General features: G+C 71.4%; 19 protein-coding genes and 1 tRNA gene. 8 read left to right on the forward strand and 12 right to left on the reverse strand.

Annotated features, from left to right (window positions below; translation table 11 throughout):
- Positions 1 to 131: 131 nt before the first annotated feature.
- A complete protein-coding gene (locus ACWGDE_RS23410; RefSeq protein ID WP_453390958.1) occupies positions 132 to 569 on the reverse strand; it encodes a hypothetical protein in 438 nt (145 codons plus the stop codon).
- 189 nt (positions 570 to 758) lie between these two features.
- On the opposite strand from ACWGDE_RS23410, the gene ACWGDE_RS23415 reads away from it, so the two are divergent.
- Positions 759 to 1,130, forward strand: coding sequence for a hypothetical protein (locus ACWGDE_RS23415; protein ID WP_453390959.1), 372 nt, complete (start codon positions 759 to 761; stop codon positions 1,128 to 1,130).
- 204 nt (positions 1,131 to 1,334) lie between these two features.
- Entirely contained in the window at positions 1,335 to 1,865 is a 531-nt protein-coding gene (locus ACWGDE_RS23420; protein ID WP_453390960.1) for a hypothetical protein, read from the forward strand.
- Here ACWGDE_RS23420 and ACWGDE_RS23425 read toward each other — a convergent pair.
- The 3 genes from ACWGDE_RS23425 to ACWGDE_RS23435 form a co-directional block, all read right to left on the reverse strand.
- On the reverse strand, positions 1,843 to 2,115 hold the full coding sequence (locus tag ACWGDE_RS23425) for an alpha/beta fold hydrolase (RefSeq protein ID WP_453390961.1): 273 nt from the start codon (positions 2,113 to 2,115) through the stop codon (positions 1,843 to 1,845). The genes ACWGDE_RS23420 and ACWGDE_RS23425 overlap by 23 nt on opposite strands.
- A 127-nt stretch (positions 2,116 to 2,242) precedes the next feature.
- The gene (locus ACWGDE_RS23430) at positions 2,243 to 3,445 is read right to left on the reverse strand and encodes an NAD(P)/FAD-dependent oxidoreductase (RefSeq protein WP_453390962.1); all 1,203 of its coding nucleotides are present in this window, start codon (positions 3,443 to 3,445) and stop codon (positions 2,243 to 2,245) included.
- Positions 3,446 to 3,558: 113 nt separating this feature from the next.
- A complete protein-coding gene (locus tag ACWGDE_RS23435; RefSeq protein WP_453390963.1) occupies positions 3,559 to 4,503 on the reverse strand; it encodes an RNA polymerase sigma-70 factor in 945 nt (314 codons plus the stop codon).
- Between the two features lie 243 nt (positions 4,504 to 4,746).
- On the opposite strand from ACWGDE_RS23435, the gene ACWGDE_RS23440 reads away from it, so the two are divergent.
- Positions 4,747 to 5,025 (forward strand): hypothetical protein, encoded by a 279-nt coding sequence (locus ACWGDE_RS23440; protein WP_453390964.1) that lies wholly within the window; start codon positions 4,747 to 4,749, stop codon positions 5,023 to 5,025.
- 4 nt (positions 5,026 to 5,029) lie between these two features.
- On the opposite strand, the gene ACWGDE_RS23445 is transcribed toward ACWGDE_RS23440, so the two are convergent.
- Positions 5,030 to 5,431, reverse strand: coding sequence for a cupredoxin domain-containing protein (locus ACWGDE_RS23445; protein WP_453390965.1), 402 nt, complete (start codon positions 5,429 to 5,431; stop codon positions 5,030 to 5,032).
- Positions 5,432 to 5,881: 450 nt separating this feature from the next.
- Positions 5,882 to 6,466 (reverse strand): RICIN domain-containing protein, encoded by a 585-nt coding sequence (locus ACWGDE_RS23450; protein WP_453390966.1) that lies wholly within the window; start codon positions 6,464 to 6,466, stop codon positions 5,882 to 5,884.
- A gap of 120 nt (positions 6,467 to 6,586) precedes the next feature.
- Here ACWGDE_RS23450 and ACWGDE_RS23455 point away from each other — a divergent pair, with 120 nt between their 5' ends.
- The 3 genes from ACWGDE_RS23455 (at position 6,587) to ACWGDE_RS23465 (ending at position 10,597) form a co-directional block, all read left to right on the forward strand.
- Positions 6,587 to 7,789 carry a sensor histidine kinase gene (locus tag ACWGDE_RS23455; protein WP_453390967.1) on the forward strand — a complete coding sequence of 401 codons (1,203 nt, stop codon included), beginning with the start codon at positions 6,587 to 6,589 and terminating at the stop codon, positions 7,787 to 7,789.
- Positions 7,786 to 8,424 (forward strand): response regulator transcription factor, encoded by a 639-nt coding sequence (locus tag ACWGDE_RS23460; protein WP_453390968.1) that lies wholly within the window; start codon positions 7,786 to 7,788, stop codon positions 8,422 to 8,424. The genes ACWGDE_RS23455 and ACWGDE_RS23460 overlap by 4 nt, the downstream gene beginning before the upstream one ends.
- 349 nt (positions 8,425 to 8,773) lie before the next feature.
- Positions 8,774 to 10,597 carry a tetratricopeptide repeat protein gene (locus ACWGDE_RS23465; RefSeq protein WP_453390969.1) on the forward strand — a complete coding sequence of 608 codons (1,824 nt, stop codon included), beginning with the start codon at positions 8,774 to 8,776 and terminating at the stop codon, positions 10,595 to 10,597.
- A gap of 251 nt (positions 10,598 to 10,848) precedes the next feature.
- On the opposite strand, the gene ACWGDE_RS23470 is transcribed toward ACWGDE_RS23465, so the two are convergent.
- From ACWGDE_RS23470 to ACWGDE_RS23495, 6 genes are all read right to left on the reverse strand, one after another.
- A complete protein-coding gene (locus ACWGDE_RS23470; protein ID WP_453390970.1) occupies positions 10,849 to 11,190 on the reverse strand; it encodes a MerR family transcriptional regulator in 342 nt (113 codons plus the stop codon).
- Positions 11,191 to 12,023: 833 nt separating this feature from the next.
- Positions 12,024 to 12,338 (reverse strand): SCO5918 family protein, encoded by a 315-nt coding sequence (locus tag ACWGDE_RS23475; RefSeq protein WP_453390971.1) that lies wholly within the window; start codon positions 12,336 to 12,338, stop codon positions 12,024 to 12,026.
- A gap of 49 nt (positions 12,339 to 12,387) precedes the next feature.
- A complete protein-coding gene (locus ACWGDE_RS23480) occupies positions 12,388 to 12,792 on the reverse strand; it encodes a CBS domain-containing protein (RefSeq protein ID WP_453390972.1) in 405 nt (134 codons plus the stop codon).
- A gap of 45 nt (positions 12,793 to 12,837) precedes the next feature.
- Complete coding sequence (locus ACWGDE_RS23485; protein WP_453390973.1) at positions 12,838 to 14,370, reverse strand: DEAD/DEAH box helicase; 1,533 nt, start codon at positions 14,368 to 14,370, stop codon at positions 12,838 to 12,840.
- Between the two features lie 309 nt (positions 14,371 to 14,679).
- On the reverse strand, positions 14,680 to 14,883 hold the full coding sequence (locus ACWGDE_RS23490; RefSeq protein WP_453390974.1) for a cold-shock protein: 204 nt from the start codon (positions 14,881 to 14,883) through the stop codon (positions 14,680 to 14,682).
- Between the two features lie 511 nt (positions 14,884 to 15,394).
- Positions 15,395 to 15,468: transfer RNA gene (locus ACWGDE_RS23495), tRNA-Gly, on the reverse strand.
- Positions 15,469 to 15,955: 487 nt separating this feature from the next.
- Between ACWGDE_RS23495 and dcd the strand changes: the two genes are divergently transcribed.
- Both dcd and ACWGDE_RS23505 read left to right on the forward strand, forming a co-directional pair.
- A complete protein-coding gene (dcd, locus tag ACWGDE_RS23500; RefSeq protein WP_254382356.1) occupies positions 15,956 to 16,543 on the forward strand; it encodes a dCTP deaminase in 588 nt (195 codons plus the stop codon).
- Positions 16,540 to 17,040 (forward strand): phosphoribosyltransferase, encoded by a 501-nt coding sequence (locus ACWGDE_RS23505; protein ID WP_453390975.1) that lies wholly within the window; start codon positions 16,540 to 16,542, stop codon positions 17,038 to 17,040. Before dcd ends, ACWGDE_RS23505 begins: the two co-directional genes overlap by 4 nt.
- Positions 17,041 to 17,077 lie beyond the last annotated feature (37 nt).

Raw genomic sequence — 17,077 nt, forward strand, 5'->3', positions numbered from 1 at the left:
CCTCGGGGGGGGCCACGGGCGGGGGGCCCCGGGGGGTTTGCCACCCCCGCGGCCCGCGGCCCGCGGCCGTGGTGGTCACCGCAGCGGCCCCGCCGCCGTTGCCCGGCTCCCGCGTCCGTTCCGCCGGCGCCTCAGCGCCAGTGGTTGGTGTCCGTGATCGCGCCGGACTCAAGGTCGATGCGGCCCTGGAAGTCGCCGCCGTTGCGCGTGCCCATGATCACGAGCGGCCGCCCGTCCTGCGGGAAGGCGGAGCCGAAGCCGTGCACGTCGTCCGGATCGGTCAGCAGATCGCGCGGCGGGCGCAGCCTGAAGAGCTCCGAGCCGTCGGCCCGGAAGACCACCGCGTTGTCCGACGGGGTGAAGGGCGCGCAGTCCAGCGCCTCCACCACCAGCACCAGCGTCTCGCCGTCCTCCTGCCAGGCCATGACGGCCTCCGGCGGGAGCCCGCACAGCTTCGCGACGTCCCCGGAGGGTCCGCTCCACCGGATCGCGGTGTCGCCCTTCTTCCAGTCGACCACGACGTCGGTCCGGTCCGTCTGGTCCGTCTGGTGCGTCTGGTGCGCTGTCATGGGAACCCCCGTTGGTTCGGCATCCGATCGGCAGGCCATTGTGCATGACATCAAACGCTCGGGAGAGCTTGGTGTCACCTTTCCTCTCTTCCACCGCCCCCCGGCGCCCGGAAAGCTGATCCCCGGAACGAGGCGGGACGCGAAATCCCGTCCACCGCGGTGTGGAAAGAGAATGGAGAGAGAGCGGAAATGCGCCTGTCCAAGAAGTTTTTCGTCCTGCCCCTGGCGGCGGCGTCCCTGATCATCGGTTCCGGGGTCGCGCAGGCCCAGTCGACGACCATCTCCGTGGACTACAAGGCCAACACGACCACGTGGTTCACCACGGAACGCACGGTCAACGTCGCCGGGTCGAACATCGACGTGAAGGTCTCCTACGGCGGAGCCATGAAGCTGGCCTGGTACAAGTGCTCCGACCGCAGCGTCCGCGGTACGTTCACCACCGCCGAGGAATACCGCAAGCACCTCGGGACCAATTTCAAGTCGGGCGCCAAATTCTGCCTCGCCGTGCAGAGCGGGGGAGGCACGGGCACCATAAACGGGACCCTCTGGTGGAACGAATAACCGTTCCCCGACGGTCCTCGGTGGGTGGCCCGGGTCCTTCCCCCGCCCGGGCCACCCGCCGGCCCGGCCTCCCGCCGCGCCACCGATCCGCGCCCGCGCCGCCGATCCGCCCGCCGCGCCGCCGATCCGCCTGCCGCGCCGCCGATCCACCCCCGCGCAGCCGATCCACCCCGATCTCCCGTACCCGCCGAGAAGGGCCCGACCGTGAAGTCCGCCGTGAAATCCCTTGCCGTCGCAGGCGCGCTCGGCGCCGCCCTGCTCGCCCTGGTCAACTGCTCGGGCGGGCCGCACGCCGGTTCCAGGCCCCAACGCCCAAGCCAGAGCGTCGAGTTCCTCGACCGGGCGGGCTTCGACACCGCGCTGCGCCAGACCTATCGGACGTACAGCTGGCCCGCCGACTACCACCCCGACCTGAACAGGCTCTCCGGGAACAGCGCCCCCGAGGGCGGCGACGTGGCCCCGGCCGGCAGCGAGCGGGTCATCCTCGAGATAGCCAACTCCTGTGCCTGGTACCGCTCCTGGGAGGACGCGTACGGACGCGGGGACCAGGCGTCGGCCGCCGAGGCGCTCAAGGTCCTCGAAGAGGTCCTCCCCACCTACGGGCCGCAGGATCCGGACGGCCGCCGGTTCGCCGAGGAAGCCGCCGCCAGGGCCCGCTCCGGCGATGCCTCGATGGCCCGCCGGTTCACCGAGGCCAACTGCGACGGCTCGATCACCTGGACCGGACGGGGGTGAACCCGTCGGCGGGGCCGGGGCCGGGGGCTCCGCGGCCGAGGTACCGCTCGACGGCCGCCGCGACGGCCTCGGGGGACTCCTCCGGCGCGTAGTGGCCCGTGCCGGGCAGCACCTCGAGGCGCGCGTTCGGGTACCACCGCATCCAGGTCTCCCGCAGGGTCCCGGCCCCGAGCGCGGGGTCCATGGTGAACGCGCCGTCGGCGCCGATCGCCTCCCCGTACCCGCGGCAGTCCAGGAACGCGTACGACACCTCGCGCCGCGTGCGTACGCCACACGGGTGCCGAGCGCGGACCGGCGCGGCGCCCGCTCGCGGAGCACGCCCGTCCCCAGGGATGCCCGTCCGCGGGGAGGCCGCGGGGAGGCCGGCCGCGGGGAGGTCAGGCCGCCGCCTCCGCCTGTACGCGGCCCCGGGCCTCCTGTCGTACGACGCGCCGGCGCCGGGCCGGCATGCCCAGGGTCGGGTGGGCGACGCCCCAGGCCGCGCCCTTGCAGATCAGCTCCTTGTAGCGAGCGGCCGTGCGGCCCGTCAGGGCCTTCTCGAGCGCCTGGTCGTCGGCGGTGACGAACTGGATCAGGCCCTCCTTGCGGCCGAGCGAGATGCACTGCTGGACGTAGTGGATGTCGACGTGGGGCACCTCGGTGCCGGTGAGCCGCGCGGCGATCGCGTCGGCGGCCTGCCAGGCCATCGGGACGCCCGAGGCGCAGGACATGCGCAGCGGCTTGTCGCCCGGGCCCATCGCCATCGCCGCGTCGCCCACGGCGTACACGTCCGGGTGGGAGACCGAGCGCATCGTGGAGTCGACCACGATCCGGCCGTCGTCGGCGAGCTCCAGGGTGGTGGCCCGGGCGATCGGGCGGACGGCGAAGCCGGTGGTCCAGACCGTGACCGCGGCGGGGACGATCCGGCCGTCGGCGGTCGTCACGGCGTCCGCCTCCACGGTGTTGACGGAGGTGTGTTCGTGGACCGTGATGCCGAGCTGGTCGACCACCTTCCGCAGGTGGGCGCGGCCCTTCGCCGAGAGCCAGTCGCCGAGGGCGCCGCGGACGGCGAGGGCGACGTCGAGCTCCGGGCGGGCCTCGGCGATCTCGGTCGCCGCCTCCAGGCCGGTCAGGCCGCCGCCGACCACGACCACCGGCCGGCCCGCGTCCAGGGAGGCCAGGCGCTCGCGCAGGCGCAGCGCGCCGGGGCGGCTCGCGACCTCGTGGGCGTGTTCGGCGGTGCCGGGGACACCGCCGTCGTTCCAGCCGCTGCCGAGCGCGTGGACCAGGGTGTCGTACTCCAGTTCCTCTACCGCGGGGCCGTCGACGGCGGCGACCGTCACGACCTTCCGGTCCGCGTCCACGGCGGTGACCTTCGCGAGCTTCAGTTCCACGCCCGTGCCCGCGAAGATCTCGGCGAACGGCCGGGGCTTGAGGTCCTGGCCGGCCGCGAGCTGGTGCAACCGGACGCGCTCGACGAAGTCGGGCTCGGGGTTGACGAGGGTGATGGCCACGTCCTCGCGGTGCAGCCGCTTGGCGAGGCGGCCGGCGGCGACGGCACCGGTGTAGCCGGCTCCGAGGACGACGATTCGGTGCTGCATGTCCGTGCTCCTGTCTGGGCGGGACCGCCGGTGTCCGGCGTGGTTTCGCACCTTGAACCGGACAGCCCCCGGTTCCCTGACAGGATTCGGATGTGACCTGCGTCACGCCGTTCTCAGAGGGTGTGGAGCGGGGTCTCCCCGTGGTGGGAGGCGGCCCACTGCTCGGTCGCGCGGACGAGCTTGTCGGGGTTGACCTGGTGGACGACAGCGGCGATGCCGTCCTCGGTGACCTCCAGGCAGCTGATCGCGACGACCCGGCCGTCCACGACCGCCACGACGGCGGGCCCGCCGTTCGCGGTCGTGGCGTAGATCTCGGCCGCGCCGCCGACGATGGCCCGCTTGGCCGCGCTGGGCTTGAACAGGCCGCGCAGGAACGTGGCGACCGCGCGCGCGCCCTCGAACGCCTTCGCGCGCGCCGGAACCTTCCCGCCGCCGTCGCCGATCGAGACGGCGTCCTGGGTGAGCAGGCGTACGAGGGGTTCGGTACGGCCGCTGGTCGCCGCGGCCAGGAACTCCTCGACGATCCGCTGGGCCGCGGCCTCGTCGATCTCGGTGCGCGCCTTGCCGTCCGCGATGTGCTTCTTGGCCCGGTGGTAGATCTGCTGGCTGGCGGCCTCGGTGATCTCCAGGATCTCGGCGATCTCCCGGTGCGGGCAGTCGAAGGCCTCGCGCAGCACGTACACCGCCCGCTCGTTGGGCGTCAGCCGCTCCAGCAGGACGAGGACGGCGTACGACACCGACTCGCGCTGTTCGGCGGTGTCGGCGGGGCCGAGCATCGGGTCCCCGGCGAGGAGCGGCTCGGGCAGCCACTGGCCGACGTACGTCTCGCGCCGGGCGCGCGCCGAAGTGAGCATGTTGAGGCACCAGTTGGTGAGGACCTTCGTCAGCCAGGCCTCGGGCACCTCGATCCGCTCGACGTCGGCGGCCTGCCAGCGCAGGAACGTTTCCTGCACGGCGTCCTCGGCCTCGCTCGACGAGCCGAGCATCCGGTAGGCGATGGCCTCCAGGCGGGGCCTCGCGGTCTCGAACCGGTCCACGTCACGCATGCTCAGGGCCATGCCGCGATCCTAGGCGTCCGAGCCCCCAACGGCTCGGAGTTCACCGAGTTTTCTTACCCCTCCCGGCTCCTGACCAGCACTTCCCGCCCTGCCGGCACACGGGCGCCCGCCCGGTCCGCGGTCACTGCCGGACCGGCCGACGGCGGGGATTCCGGCCGTTGTACGGTCGGCGTCGGCGTCGGCGTCGGCGTCGGCGTCGGCGCCCATGCCCACGCCCACGCGCGACGGACAGGAGGAGTGGCCATGGGGCTGATGCTCTCAGCGGTGATTCTCGTCCTCCTCCACCTCGTCTACTGGGGCTTGAGGCTGCTGCAGCTCGCAGGCGCGGCCCTCGCCCTGTCGGGCCTGGCCCTGTTCCTCGGGCGCCTCTGGGCCGCGCGCAGGCGCGAGCGGTCCGGCGGCGCGCGCAAGGCGATGCCCTGGGTGTCGCTCGTACTCGGCGGCATCGGCGTCTGCGTACTGGTGGCCTCTTCCGCGGTGCTCATCGTGACGGACCGGCTGGGCGTGTTCGTGGACATGTGACGCGTCAGCCGACGACGAGCGTTCCCTTCATCTCCGGGTGCACGGAACAGAAGAAGGGGTAGCTGCCGGGCTTGGACGGCGCCGTGAAGGTGCCGGTCGCGCCGGGCGAGATCGTGCCGGTGTCGAAGGCGTAGCCGTCGCTGGCGGTCAGGGTGTGCGGAGCCGAGTCCTCGTTGATCACGGTGACCTTCGCGCCGGCCGACACCTTGACGTCCGCGGGGACGAACTTGAAGTCCTTGATGTGGACCTCCGTACCCTCCACCGTCACGACCGACGAGCCGGCGGGTGCGGATACGGGTGCGGCGCCGGCGCTGCTGACGCCCACGACGGCGAGCAAGGCGCAGGCGGCGCCGACCGCTGCTCCCCGAGTGCGGTTGCGGATGCGGCGGGAACGGGTGAGCGACATGGCTGCCCCTCTCACGGATCTGGATCGGTGATGGTCTCGACCCGGCTCACCCGGCTCACCCGGCCGACGGCCGTTCCTCCGTGACCTCGCCCGGCCGCGGCCGGGCGGGCGAGGAGCGGCTCTCTGCGGCCGCGATCAGCCGTGCGCTCTCCCGCACGGGCTGTGGAGGATCAGTGCGCCGATGGGCGGCGATGGCGCCGACGAGCGCTGCCGACGGAGCGGCCACGGCGATCGGTCGCCTCGCCGCGGTGCGGTCGGTGCCGGGTAGGGGAGCGGAAGGCTCCCGTACGGACCCGGGTCTCTCCCCCACTATCCCAGGCCCCCGCCACCGGGGCACTTCGTGGCGACTCGACGGCTCACGGTCCCGCGGCGGGAAGTACGCCGCCCGCACGGACACCGGCAGCTGAACACCGGGCCCGCGCGGGGGTGCAGCGGATGCGTGCGGGGCCGCTAGCCGCCGATCTGGGAGAAGTTGTAGTACCGGTCGAAGCGCGGCACCCAGATGCTGGGCCACGGCACACCGGAGACGTTGCAGGCGCCGAACACCACGGGCGAGCGGCGGCCGGTGTCGTTCAGGCAGAGCCCGGAGCCCACCTCCTGGATCTCCCAGTGGTCGCCCTTCTCACCGCCCTGGAAGATCCAGGTGAAGGTGGCGCAGCCCCAGCCGTCCGTCTGGATGAGGGAAACGCCCTGGTAGGCCGCTCCGCCCTGCGCGCCGAGACAGCGCGCGCCGCCGAAGGTGCCGATCGCGAAGTTGCCGTTGCCCAGGCTGTGGAAGGTGAAGCGCTGGTGCAGCGCGCCCTTGCAGTCGTAGCGCTGGATGATGGCACCGGCGTTGGTGGTTCCGCCCCGGATGTCGAGGCACTGCCAGCTGTACCCGGCCCGGATCTCGTAGATGGGCGCGTTGTACGGGGTGGTGCTGTAGCGGATCGTCGGGTTCTCGGCGGCCTGCGCGGACGCGGGCAGCATCATGACGAACAGCGCCGTGAGAGCGGCTATGACCCCGCTGCCGAGCCGGCGAAATTTTTGCGCCACGTTCTCTCCTGACTGGAAACAACTGACCGGGGACGAGCTTGACGCCGCAGAAGCTACCGAGATCCACTGAACCTCCGGTACCCACCCTTTCAGGGGGGTGTGTTCACTGCGGAGGCTGTGGTGAGGGTGGGCTCGGGGCTGCAGCGTGCCCAGCGGTTCATGATGCTGGCGACCGGTCTGTACCGGGCCAGCCACTTGACGGCGGGCTTCGCCGCCGTGCTGCGGAAGGCGCCGGACGAGGTCCTCCCCTGGGCGGTGTTCGGCGCGATCCTCGCGTCCAGCGCGTGGCTGTACGGGAACGCGTACGCGCGGGGCTGGTTCGACCCGCGCTGGGTGTGGGCCGACGTAGTGGTGACCGGGTGCTCGGTGCCGCTGCTGATGTGCCTGGTGACCGGCGCGCGGGCGGGCGGCGGCTGGGTGCCCGGGGGCTCCGAAGCGGCCGTGTACGGCTGGCTGTTCCTGCTGGGCGGTTCGGTGAGCGCGTCCGCCGGAGTCGCTCTGGCACCGCGGCCGGCCGTGGGGGCCGTACTGCTCCTGCTCGGCGCCACCCTGGCCGCGTACCTGTGGGTGATCGGGCCGGAGGCGGCCCCGGGGTCCGCGCTCGTCGGACACCTCAACTCGATGGTCTCCTCGGCCGTGATGGCCAGGGTCTTCTGGTGGTACCTGCGCCGCCAGGGCACCCAGCTGGACGAGGCCAAGGCGCGGGCGCTGACCGCCGAGGCCGCGCGGGCCCGGCAGGCGGAACGGATCGCCCACCACCGGGCCCTGCACGACACGGTGCTGGCCACGCTGACCACCATCGCCGCCGGCCGCGTGGACGCCAACGCGCCCCTGGTGCGCGAGCGGTGCGCCCGCGAGGCCGCGTACCTGCGGCGGCTGATCCAGCGCGAGGACGACCCGGAGGCCGCCGGTGCGGAGGCCCGCGAGGTGGCCGTCGGGGCGGCGCTGGAGGAGGCGGTGCACTCGGCCGAGTGCCTGGGCCTGAAGGTCACCGCCCAGTACCACGAACTGCCGGCGGTGCCCCGCCCCGTGGCCACCGCCCTCGCGGCCGCCGTGTCCGAGGCCCTGAACAACGTACGGTGCCACGCCGCGACCGGACGGGCCTTCCTGACGGCCGTCGGGGAGGGCGAGGGCGTGTCCGTCACGGTGGTGGACCGGGGCGCCGGCTTCGATCCGGGAGCCCCGGGGAGCGGCGCGCCGGACGGCTCCGGGTCCGGGCTGCGGCGCTCCATCCACGCCCGGCTGGCCGAGATAGGCGGCCGGTCCGAGGTCGACAGCGCCCCCGGCGAGGGCACCAGCGTGCAGCTGCGGTGGCCCGCGTGATCACGGTGGCCGTGGTCGACGACGACCGGATGCTGCGCGAGGGCCTGCGTTCCTGGCTGACCGGGGTGGAGCGGTTACGGCTGCTGGCCGCGGTGCAGACGGTGGACGAACTGCTCGCGGCGGCCGGCCGGCCCGCCGACGTGGTCCTGCTCGACCTGGTGCTGCGCGACGGCTCGGTCCCCGAGGAGAACGTCCGGCGGCTGTGCGCGGCGGGCAGCCGGGTGCTGGTGATCAGTACGGTCGCGGACCGGGCCCGGATCGTCGGCACGGTGGCGGCCGGGGCCGACGGCTACCTCACCAAGGACCACTCCCTGGAGACGCTCGTGGGCGCCGTGGAGACGGTGGCCGGGGGCGGTACGGCGCACTCCGCCGAGCTGGCCTTCGCCTGGGCGCACGACACCGGCCCGGCCCGGCCGACGCTGGCACCGCGCGAGCTCCAGGTCCTGCTGGACTACGCCTCCGGGCTCACGCTGAAGGCCACGGCCCGCCGGGCGGGCGTCAGCCCGAACACCGCCAAGTACTACCTGGACCGGGTCAAGGAGAAGTACCAGCAGGCCGGCCGCCCGACCTACACCAAGATCGACCTGGCCCTGCGGGTGCGCGAGGACGGGCTGAGCCCGCGGGACCGTGCTTAGGGCCCTTCCTTCGGATCAGGCCGGGGCCCGGGTTTCACCGCCGGGTGTCGCGGCCTCCGCGTAGGGTCCGAAGAGCGAGTTGCCCGGTCGGCGGTTGCCGGCTCGGCGGTGACCGGGGGGAGCGGGGCGTGGGGGAGCGGGGCGCGGGGCAGCTGGATGTCACTGGAGCGCCGGAGGGGACCGGGGCCGCGGTGGCCAACACGATTTCCGGTGGGTCGTTCGGGGCGAACGTGCAGGCCGGGACGATCCACGGTGGCGTGCACGTCCATCAACCGCCACCCGCGCGGCGGAGCGTTTCCCGGACGGCCAGTTGTACGCGGACCTCGGCGGGTTCCGGCGGGAAGGGCCGGTGGAGCCGGGGCAGGTGCTGGGCGGCTTCCTGCGCGCGCTGGGCACGGCACCGGAGCAGGTGCCGGCCGACGCGGCGGAACAGGCCGCGCTCTACCGGTCGTTGACGGCGCGGGCGCGGCTGCTGGTGCTCCTGGACAACGTGACCTCCGCTGCCCAGGTCGCCCCTCTCGTGCCGGGCTCCGCCGATGGCATGGTCCTGATGACGAGCCGCCTGCGGCTGGCCGGGGTGCTGGCCCGCGGTGCCTCGCTGGTCGAGGTCGCGGCCCTGTCGCAGGAGCATGCGGTGGAGTTGCTCGTCCGTGCGGTGGGCCGGACCAGAGGGGACGCCGAGGGCCAGCAGGTCGGGGACCTGGCGAGGCTGTGCGGCCGGCTCCCGATCGCCCTGTCCGTGGCGGGCGCTCGGCTCGCGTCGCGTCCGCGCTGGCCGGTCGCCCGGGTGGTGCGCGAACTGGCCGACGAACAGCGGCGGCTGGCGGCGCTCTCGGTCGACGAGGGGCTTTCGGTGACGAGCGTGTTCGACGTGTTGTACGAAGGGCTGTCCGCGCGGCAGGCCCGTGCGTACCGGCTGCTGGCCCTTCACCCCGGCCCCGACTTCGGACTCGGGTCGGCCGCCGCGGCGGTGGAGCTGTCCCTCGAGGAAACCGCCGAGGTACTGGAGTCGCTGGTGGACGCCAGCGTGCTGGAGGACCGGGCGAACGACCGCCACCGCTTCCACGACCTGGTCCGGTTGCACGCCCAGGGGTGTGCGGCGGCGGAGGGGGGCGAGGCCGAGGCCCGTGCCGTCCTCGAGCGGATCGCGGAGCACTATCTGGCCGTGGCGGTGGCGGCCGACCGTGTGGTCATGCCCGGCGAATGGCACGTGGGTCCGGCGTACGGGCGCGACGCCGGGGAGGAGGCCGAGGAGGCGGCCGGGGAGGTGTCCGTCTTCGCGACCGGCATCGAGGCGCTGGACCACCTGGAGTCCGAACTCCCGCACCTGATGGCGGTGTTGCGGGAGGCGAGCCGGCTCGGTGCGGACCGGCTGGTCTGGCAGCTGTGCGAGGCGATGTTCTCGCTGTTCCTGTACCGCAAGCACTTCCAGGACTGGCTCGACGCCTACGGCATGGGCGTCGAGGCGGCGGACAGGTGCGGTGACGAAGCCGCGAAGTCCCGTATGCACCACCGGCGCGGGGTCGCCTTCCACAACCTCGGCCGGTCGCAGGAGGCCCTTCGGGAGGGCAGGGCCGCGTTGGCCGCGGCGCGGGCCGCGGGGCACGAACTCGCCGAGTCCGCCGCGCTCCAGCTCGTGGGGATGGCCTCGCGCGCCCTGGGCCGGTTCGGCGAAGCGATCGAGACGTTGCGGCAGGCGGTGGAGCTCGACCACCGGGCGGGGAACCTCCGCAGCGAGGCCCTGGCCCAGAGGCTCCTGGGGTCGGCGCACCACGCGGCCGGCCACACCGGTCAGGCGGTCGACGCGCTGGAACGGGCCTGTGAACTGGCTGCGCGGCTGTCCGACCCTCCCGTGCTGGCGATGAGCCGCGTGGATCTCGCCGAAGCCCTGACCCGCGCCGGCCGCGCGTCCGAGGCGCTCGAACTCGCCCGTGCCGCATGGACCGTCATGGAGGACTCCGGCTCGAACCAGTACCGCGCCCGCATCATGATGGCCTGGGGCCAGGCCGCGGAAGGCCTCGGCGACCTGACCACGGCACGGGAGCGCCTCCTGAGGGCCCGGACCTTCTTCACCGAGGCGGGCGTACCGAACCTGCGACCGGTGCAACAGGCCCTGGCCCGAGTGCAACCCCGCCCCGACGAGGCCGAGCAGGCAACGGACGCTCCGACGTAACGCCCCCACCCGCGAGGTGGAGCAGTGCAGGCCCGGTCGACGTCCTGCTTCTGTGCCGGGGCGGGGAAGCCCGGAGCGGCGGGGAGGGCGGCCGCGTCGAAACGGGGTGCCCGCGTAACGCGCGGACGCCCTCCCCCGCGAAGCTGGCAGCGACTCGGGGAAGGCCGCGATGAGCTACCCGCACACAGCTGTGGTCGCTCCCGCTGTGAAACACCCCGGCCCGCGGCGTCCTTGGTGCGTAGGCGCGGTCGTCACACTGCGGCTGGTGGATGGGGTGTTTCGGCGGTGCGGCGGTATTCGGCGTTGATGCGCTGGGCTTCCGCGAGCTGGTCTTCGAGGATGACGATGCGACAAGCGGCCTCGATGGGGGTGCCCTGGTCGACGAGCTCTCGCGCGCGGGCGGCGATGCGCAGCTGGTAGCGGGAGTAGCGGCGGTGGCCGCCTTCCGAGCGGAGCGGGGTGATGAGGCGGGCTTCTCCGATGGCGCGGAGGAAGCTCTGGGTCGTGCCGAGCATGGCGGCGGCCCGGCCCATGGTGTAGGCGGGGTAGTCGTCGTCGTCGAGACGATCGTCGAACGAGTCGTGTGCTGTCATTTGCACCTCTTTCTGTGAACGCGTGGAGGGGCCCTGGTGCCGTACGGCACCAGGGCCCCGAAGGAACTGCTACACCATCTGCCGACCCTAGTACTGCGTCGGCCTTCTGTTTCCGCGGGTCCGACCTGCACTCGGCCGGGGTCGCGGGGATCGCGGTTGCTTGACCGGAGACCACCTCGCTATCGATGTCCTGCGGTACCCGGGCTCAGCCTTCGACCCGGGCGATCCTGATGGCGGTCAACTCCTCCGTTCTTCCCTCTGATGGAACCGATCACTTACCAAACGGGGGACTGCGTACTGCTGGTGATGCGAACTGCTCAGCGGCCTGCGACAGCGCCACTCTCCGGCAGCCAGCCCCGTCGCCCATCCTGCGTCTGCTCTGGCTTGGAACCCCACTGCCGAACTTCCCGGTGCGCGCGCCCGCAGCCGACGCCTTCACCGAGGTACTTCTGACTGACTTCACTGCTGGGTACTGCGCCTACAGGTACTGCACCTACACGTACTGCTGCCCGGCAGTTCGTCTCTGCCCGGCCCTGCTGTCTCTCTGGGCTACGAGAGAAACCATAACCACGCCACAGTCCAATGTCTACTCTGGCCAGGATAGATTTTTAAGTCCGCCTCAATCAGGTAATCGGGTCCCGTCAGGTCGAACAGGTGTGGGTCAGGACGCAACGACCGGGCAGGCAAGGCGGACACGGACGGGCGCGCCAAGCCGCCCGGACATCACCGCTACCCCTCTGCGCTTGCGTGGGGGTACGCGGAAGGGCCCGAGCGGCGCGTGCCGGTCGGGCCCTCTTCGCTGTCCGGGTGGCGGCATGCGCCGGGCCCACCGGTCAGGCGGTCACGGGGGTGCCGAGCATCGCGGAGGCCCGCTGAAGGGGGCTGGGCATGCGCGTGGCCACGGCGGTTCGGGGGAGGCTGCCGCGGCAGGTGAACCCGAGCTGGGTCATGGCGCGGAGGACTTCGCCGACGCTGAAGTCGCGGCGGTCCTGGCGGGTGATGACCTGGCCGACCTGCTTGACGGGGTAGGTGCGTCGGCCGATGATCACGGACTCGCCGATGACCTGCTCGGGCTTGATGCCCTTCATGGACTCCAGGACGCCGCTCTTGGTCAGGTCGAACGGGAAGCGGGCGATGACACAGCGCATGTTGCCTCACAGGGTGAAGAGGGGAATGGTCCGACCACGGTGAGGTGGTTCAGCGGGCGAGGGCGAGGACGCCCAGGGCGCCGCCTTGTTCGTCCACGACGGGCAGGGCGGTGAGCCTGCGGTAGTGCATCGCGTGGTCGGCCTCGGTGATCGGGGTCATGGGCGAGGTGAACGGCCCGCGCTCTGCGAGGACATCGCGCACACGGAGCCGGTCCGTGTACGCCGCGCTCTCGCGGACGGCGGTGAGCTGGGCCAGGGTGACCAGCCCGGTGCACAGGCCGTCCTCGTCGCAGACGAGCAGACGGTTCGCGAGGGAGCCGGTCATGACGGCCAGGGCCACCTCGACGGTCATGTCGTCGCAGACCTGCGGACCAGCCGCTTCCATGGCGTCGTACACCGTCCGGTGGACGAGGTCGGCATGCGTGGAGCGGGGCTGCATCTGGACCAGCGTCAAAAGGTGCCTCCTGCAGAGATGGGTCAGCTTCCGGATCACGTGGTTCTAGGCCGCCGCATCGAAGGCGGACTGCCGCGCGCTCGCGCGCCGGGCGGCCGAAGCGGGCCCGCGGCGCCCGCGGGAGGCCGTGCTGCGCTTGGGACGCTCGGACACCGGTGCGGTGATGGTGACCGGGATGCCGGAGGGTGCCTGGGCGCCGGTGATGAGGTTCAGCGCCTCGTCGCCCGACCTGACCTGGGTGGTCTGCGGGGTGATGCCGGCGGCCTGCATCAGGCGTGCCATCTCGCGGCGCTGGTTGGGGGTGACGAGGGTGACGACGCTGCCGGACTCGCCGGCGCGGGCGGTGCGGCCGCCGCGGTGCAGGTAGTCCTTGGGGTCGGTCGGCGGGTCGACGTTGACGACGAGGTCGAGGTTGTCGACGTGGATCCCACGGGCGGCGACGTTCGTGGCGACCAGGACGGTGACGTGTCCGGTCTTGAACTGGGCCAGGGTCCGGGTGCGCTGCGGCTGGGACTTCCCGCCGTGCAGGGCCGCGGCGCGGACCCCGTTGTCGAGGAGGTCCTGGGTGAGGCGGTCGACGGCGTGCTTGGTGTCGAGGAACATGATCACGCGGCCGTCGCGGGCGGCGATCTCCGTGGTCGTCCGCTGCTTGTCGGCGCCGTGGACGTGCAGGACGTGGTGCTCCATCGTGGTGACCGCACCCTGCGAGGGGTCGACGGAGTGCACGACCGGGTCGGTCAGGTACCGGCGCACGAGAAGGTCGACGTTGCGGTCGAGGGTGGCGGAGAAGAGCATCCGCTGGCCTTCCGGGCGCACTTGGTCGAGGAGCGCGGTGACCTGCGGCATGAAGCCCATGTCGGCCATCTGGTCGGCCTCGTCCAGGACGGTGATCGCGACCTGGTTCAACCGGCATTCACCACGGTCGATGAGGTCCTTCAGCCGGCCGGGGGTGGCGACGACCACTTCGGCCCCGGCGCGCAGCGCACCGGCTTGACGGTGGATCGGCATGCCGCCGACGACGGTGGCCAGCCTCAGCTTCACCGCACGGGCGTACGGGGTGAGGGCGGCGGTGACCTGCTGCGCGAGCTCACGCGTCGGTACGAGGACCAGCGCGAGCGGCTGACCCGACTCGGCGCTCTGGCCGGCCGTACGGGCCAGCAGCGCGAGTCCGAAGGCCAGGGTCTTGCCGGAGCCGGTGCGGCCGCGGCCCAGGACGTCCCGGCCCGCGAGGGTGTTGGGCAGCGTGGCGGCCTGGATCGGGAACGGCGTGACCATGCCCTCGCGGCTGAGCGTGGTCAGCAGCTGGGCCGGCATGGAGAGGTCGGCGAAGGCCTCGACGGCGGGCAGTGCCGGGGTGATTGTCTTCGGCAGGGCGAACTCGCCCCGGACCGCGGCGGGTCGGCGGCCGTATCCGCCCGAACGGCTCGGACCGCCGGAGCGGCTCGGGGCTCCGGAACGGCTCGGGGACGAAGAGCCGAAACGGCTGACCCGACCCGAACCGGCATCGGCGCCGAAAGCGGGGCCGCCGGTGCGGCTGCGGGTACGGGACGAGCGCTCGTTCTTACGTGTGGGATTCATGCGAAACCTTCCTTGATACGGCACGTATCAAGGAATTCCCGCAGCGGAAGATCGGCGCAGGGAATTGCGAGAACGAGCCGAATGGAATGCGGAAGCGGATCCGGGCCGCGAGAAATATGTGCGGTACGGACGCTTGTCATGGGGGTGGCGTCATACGGACGCGAAAACCGGAGAGATGAGCTCGGGTGCGGCTCAGAGGAGACGGCAGCCCATGCTTGGACCGGCGGGTGGAAACACCGCGGGAGATGTGTGCAGCTGGGGCCCGCACCCCGAGGGATGCGGGCCCCAGCTACAAAACGTGCGTCAGCGTCAGGCGGGAACGATGTTCTCCGCCGTCGGGCCCTTCTGGCCCGGCACGATGTCGAAGGTGACCTTCTGGCCTTCGAGCAGCTCGCGGAAGCCCTGGGCGGCGATGTTCGAGAAGTGGGCGAACACGTCGGGGCCGCCACCGTCCTGCTCGATGAAGCCGAAACCCTTTGCCGCGTTGAACCACTTCACGGTGCCAGCAGCCATGTCGTATCTCCTTGGGGGCAGTACACCGGAGTCCGCGCCGTGCGGAGACCGTGTCGCCGCGATGATGCCCCGCCCGGAATTGACCGGAAATATGAAGCACCTCCATGCGGCGCGGAGGCCGGTTGGAGGTGCTCTAAGTTTTTGGGTACCAAAACTGCAACCGAGATGGACAGTAGCATGCCGCAGTGGATTGCGCGGGTCGAATATTCACACTCCCGTGCTGCGACAAAAACTCTCCTCGCGTTGCCCGCTAAATCCTCTTCCCGCGGAAACAGGTATTGATTCACGCTCGGTGCAGTGTTTCGCTAGCTGGGGTATTCGCCGGCTCCGAAGCAGGCGGCCGGCGGGAGCGCCCCACCCTCCCCGAGCGCAGCGGGCGGGGCGCGGCCCGTCATGCGTGACGCGAGCACCGGGCAGCGCCCTCCGGCCAGTTGGGGCATCGAGGGCACGGCGAGGCAGGAGAGGTCTGGACAACAAACAAGCCCCAGGTCGCTGACCTGGGGCTTTGTCGTGGAGCGGATGACGGGAATCGAACCCGCGCTATAAGCTTGGGAAGCTCATGTTCTACCATTAAACTACATCCGCATATCGGTCCAGTTGCCTGGAGCCGTATCGTTCCTCACCCTACCCCATGATCGGCCCCCGGTGAATTCACCGCGGGGCCGCCTTCGTGTGTGGCGTGCACGGAGGGTCGTGGGGGCGGGAGTTGGGGCGTACCGTGTGCGTGCGGGGCCGCGGCTGGAGTGGCGGCTGGAGTGGGTCTTGTTCATCCCCTAATGTGGCGATTCGTCGCAGTACGGCTGGTTGGGGAAAGGGACTCGATGGAGCACACCGTCGTCCGTTGTGCCGAAGGGCACGTATTCAGCACCGCTTCGTTCCCGCTGCAGCACCTCGGTGCCGGCCGGATCGGGCCGGGTCGGCTGCTGCGGTGTCCGCGCTGTGCGCGGCTGCGTCACGCCGTGCCCGTGGGAGCGGCCGCGAAGCGGTAGACAGCGGTAGGCAGCGGGAGACACCGGCGCGCGGGCGTCCGCCTCGATTGGGGCGGCCCGCGCGCTCTGCGTATCCTCGGGACGTGCTTCTCTCTGATAAAGACATCCGGGCCGAGATCGACAGCGGACGGGTTCGCATCGACCCGTTCGACGAGTCCATGGTGCAGCCCTCCAGCATCGATGTACGTCTCGACCGGTTCTTCCGGGTCTTCGAGAACCACCGCTACGCGCACATCGACCCCGCCACCGAGCAGTCCGATCTGACCCGGATGGTCGAGCCGGAGGGGGACGAGGCCTTCATCCTCCACCCGGGGGAGTTCGTGCTCGCCTCGACCTACGAGGTCATCTCGCTGCCCGACGACATCGCCTCCAGACTGGAGGGGAAGTCCAGCCTGGGCCGCCTCGGTCTGGTGACGCATTCGACCGCCGGGTTCATCGACCCCGGGTTCTCCGGGCACGTGACCCTGGAGCTGTCGAACCTCGCCACGCTGCCGATCAAGCTCTGGCCGGGTATGAAGATCGGGCAGCTGTGCCTGTTCCGGCTCAGCTCGCCCGCGGAGTTCCCGTACGGGAGCGAGCGGTACGGATCGCGGTACCAGGGCCAGCGCGGCCCGACGGCCTCGCGGTCCTTCCAGAACTTCCACCGGACCCAGGTGAGGCACGAGGCATGAGTGACGGAGTGCGCGAGAACCTCGACTACGAGGGATTCGGCCGGGCTGTGCGCGAGCTGGCGCAGACCATCGCCGACGACGGATACGAGCCCGACATCATCCTGAGCATCGCCCGGGGCGGCGTCTTCGTCGCCGGCGGCCTGGCGTACGCCCTGGACTGCAAGAACATCCACCTGGTGAACGTCGAGTTCTACACCGGAGTGGGCACCACGCTCGAAATGCCCGTCATGCTGGCACCCGTCCCCGAGGCGATCGATTTCACCGCCAAGAAGGTGCTGATCGCCGACGACGTCGCCGACACCGGCAAGACGCTGAAGCTGGTGCACGACTTCTGCCTCGGGCACGTCGCCGAGGTCCGGTCGGCCGTGATCTACGAGAAGTCCCACTCGCTCGTGAAGTGCGAGTACGTGTGGAAGAAGACCGACGAGTGGGTCAACTTCCCCTGGTCGGTCGAACCGCCCGTCGTGAAGCGCGAGGGACAGGTCCTCGACGCCTGATCCGATCCCGATCCGCAGCACTCGCACGCAAGGGGCC

This window comes from Streptomyces sp. NPDC054956 (genome assembly GCF_053609185.1).

Bases quoted from the DNA above. Each gene is read 5' to 3' on its own strand.
- ACWGDE_RS23410 (WP_453390958.1), bottom strand. From the start codon at position 569: ATGACAGCGCACCAGACGCACCAGACGGACCAGACGGACCGGACCGAC.
- ACWGDE_RS23415 (WP_453390959.1), top strand. From the start codon at position 759: ATGCGCCTGTCCAAGAAGTTTTTCGTCCTGCCCCTGGCGGCGGCGTCC.
- ACWGDE_RS23430 (WP_453390962.1), bottom strand. From the start codon at position 3,445: ATGCAGCACCGAATCGTCGTCCTCGGAGCCGGCTACACCGGTGCCGTC.
- ACWGDE_RS23435 (WP_453390963.1), bottom strand. From the start codon at position 4,503: ATGGCCCTGAGCATGCGTGACGTGGACCGGTTCGAGACCGCGAGGCCC.
- ACWGDE_RS23440 (WP_453390964.1), top strand. From the start codon at position 4,747: ATGGGGCTGATGCTCTCAGCGGTGATTCTCGTCCTCCTCCACCTCGTC.
- ACWGDE_RS23445 (WP_453390965.1), bottom strand. From the start codon at position 5,431: ATGTCGCTCACCCGTTCCCGCCGCATCCGCAACCGCACTCGGGGAGCA.
- ACWGDE_RS23470 (WP_453390970.1), bottom strand. From the start codon at position 11,190: ATGACAGCACACGACTCGTTCGACGATCGTCTCGACGACGACGACTAC.
- ACWGDE_RS23475 (WP_453390971.1), bottom strand. From the start codon at position 12,338: ATGCGCTGTGTCATCGCCCGCTTCCCGTTCGACCTGACCAAGAGCGGC.
- ACWGDE_RS23485 (WP_453390973.1), bottom strand. From the start codon at position 14,370: ATGAATCCCACACGTAAGAACGAGCGCTCGTCCCGTACCCGCAGCCGC.
- ACWGDE_RS23490 (WP_453390974.1), bottom strand. From the start codon at position 14,883: ATGGCTGCTGGCACCGTGAAGTGGTTCAACGCGGCAAAGGGTTTCGGC.
- ACWGDE_RS23505 (WP_453390975.1), top strand. From the start codon at position 16,540: ATGAGTGACGGAGTGCGCGAGAACCTCGACTACGAGGGATTCGGCCGG.